We start from the raw sequence: 2,259 nt of genomic DNA, 5'->3' as shown, positions 1-2,259 counted from the left end.
GGCGAAGTTTTCTTTGAGGTGCGACAGCGCAGCGTCAATGCAAATTAACCACTTATCACAGCCAAAATGAGGAATTGTCGTGGATAAAGCATATGAAGAATATTTCGACAGCCTGAAGGAAGGTGAAGAGTCACTTACTTTTGATGAATTTGTAGAGGCTCTTTCATGAAGTACGTTGTTAAGACTCACTTTGGGTTCGTGGGGCAGCCCAGGATTCATGGAACAACACGGAGCGTTGGCACTTTTCGCAACGCTGAAAGAGCCTATGTGGCAGTCAAGCTCTATCTACATTGGGCTAAGACATTCCCGGTTGGCGACATACCCCGAAAGCCGACGCATGTCGACGCTTTCAACTCCTTTGGATTCTGACTCCCAGATAAAAATGTTGCGCGGTTTTTTCTAACCCTAAGACAGTCCGGAGAACCTCAGCAGAACATTGGGCTTAAAAGTAAAGGCGGCACGACGCCGGGCATCACCCCGGCACACAAATATGGCAGCGGGGCCAGCGTATGAGCGAACCCGATCACGATGCGAAAATTACACGTCCCAGCTGAACGCAAAGTGACTCCAAAGCAGGGCCACAACTTGACTCCGCACTAACTACGGTTGAGTGCGCCGGATCGGTAACCGGCACACAATGACCAGAGCGCTGGCATGCAAAATAATTCTCGCAGCCGTTGCGGTACCAAAAGCCAGGATGGGGCGGCAAAAAAGCGGTAGTGCTCTGTTCATTGTGTTGCATCTGGTGTTGATCGGGCTCCCTACCCGGCGCCGGTTCGATCCCGGCCAGCACAATCCTGCCATTGCTGTGTGTAGTCGTTTGCCCCCTTCTCCGGGGGCTTTTTTTCGCCCTCAAAACGGAGGTAAGCATGCACCCAATCCCCAAATTAACCGCCCAGCGCCTGGCCGAGTTGCCGCCGGGAACGCCGATCCGCATCGGCGCTCAGCTGGTCACATTCAACGGCTGCAGCATACGCCCGAACTTTAAGGGCGAGGAGCAAACGTTCGTTGATTACACGCTGCCAGACGGCACTCCCGGTTCGCATTTCGAGTACACGGTGCTGGATGCCGGTACCGAGCATCTGGAATCAGTGCGATGCCGTTACTGCGGCCGGTTCCGCCATCCTGAAGATGTGGTGAAGAGCACCATTAAACACTGGGATCGTAGCGAGCGAGATGACTTCTGCGCTGACAGAGAGTGCGCCCTGCGTTACCAGCAAAGCATCCGGGTGCCGTCACATAAACGCGCTGCAGGATTGCGTATCCGAGGTAATCGATGATGAGCCAGCTCTACAAATCACAGTTCCTTCACCGGCTGACCGGTGCTGACTTCCACCCGCGGCGCCGCAACTGGTTATTGCCGGTTGTCGGTGCAGCGCTGATTGCTGCGGGGATGTATATCGGATGGATGTAACGCTTATCCCCACGCCACTGGCAATAAACGAATGGATGCGCCAGGCCACTGTCGACGCAATCCTGCAGCTCTGCCAACAGAATCAGTTCGGCCCGGCTGACCTGATTCAAATCGCCCACCAGCTGGCGCAGCGAGAAGCCGCTGCCGATGCCCTTACGGAACAACCTGATGACCATTTTGCGTGTAATTGATACGGAGACCGCCAGCCTCGAAGGTGGTGTGTGTGAAATCGCCAGCGTCGACATCATCGACGGCGTTATCTGCAACCCGATGAGCGACTACGTTAAGCCGCCCGAACCAATCAGCATCGGATCAATGGCGCTTCACCACATCACTAACGAGGATGTGGCGGATTCGCCGCCCATCGAGGCAGTGATTGGCCGTTACCTGGGTGCTGATGTGTATGTGGCGCACAACGCTAAATTCGACCGCAGCAAACTGCCGCAGATCACCGCGCCGTGGATCTGCACAATGAAGCTGTCCCGCAAGCTCTGGCCGGAGCTGGAGAGCCACGGCAACCAGTTCATGCGCTACCACCTCGGCGTTAATGCCAACGTGCCGGAAGGCCTGCACGCCCACCGTGCGCTTTATGACTGCTATGTGACGGCAGCGGTGCTTATCGAGATTAACCGGCACGCCCGCTTCACCATTGCGCAGATGCGCGAAATCACTTCCCTGCCTTCCCTGCTCCACACCATGCGTTTCGGCAAGCACAAGGGCAGGACGTTTGAGGAAATCGGCGCTACCGATCGCGGATATCTGAAATGGTGCCTGGCAAACATGGACCTCGACGAGGACCAGAAATTCACGATGCAGCATTACCTGCAGGGAGATTGATATGGGTA

Annotated in this window: 3 protein-coding genes; 2 read left to right on the top strand and 1 reads right to left on the bottom strand. The window is 55.5% G+C overall.

Annotated elements, in window-relative coordinates:
- The first annotated feature begins 869 nt into the window (after positions 1–869).
- Positions 870–1,280 (top strand): hypothetical protein, encoded by a 411-nt coding sequence (locus tag JOE09_RS26025; RefSeq protein ID WP_205067854.1) that lies wholly within the window; start codon positions 870–872, stop codon positions 1,278–1,280.
- Between the two features lie 28 nt (positions 1,281–1,308).
- Here JOE09_RS26025 and JOE09_RS26020 read toward each other — a convergent pair whose 3' ends face one another.
- A complete protein-coding gene (locus tag JOE09_RS26020; protein WP_205067853.1) occupies positions 1,309–1,590 on the bottom strand; it encodes a hypothetical protein in 282 nt (93 codons plus the stop codon).
- Between JOE09_RS26020 and exoX the strand changes: the two genes are divergently transcribed.
- Positions 1,583–2,251, top strand: a complete 669-nt coding sequence (gene exoX / locus JOE09_RS26015; protein ID WP_205067852.1) for an exodeoxyribonuclease X — start codon at positions 1,583–1,585, stop codon at positions 2,249–2,251. The genes JOE09_RS26020 and exoX overlap by 8 nt on opposite strands.
- Positions 2,252–2,259: the final 8 nt, after the last annotated feature.

It is taken from the genome of Pantoea coffeiphila (assembly GCF_016909495.1).
Classification (GTDB): Bacteria; Pseudomonadota; Gammaproteobacteria; order Enterobacterales; family Enterobacteriaceae; genus Erwinia; species Erwinia coffeiphila.
This window is presented reverse-complemented; position numbering and strand designations above follow the sequence as displayed.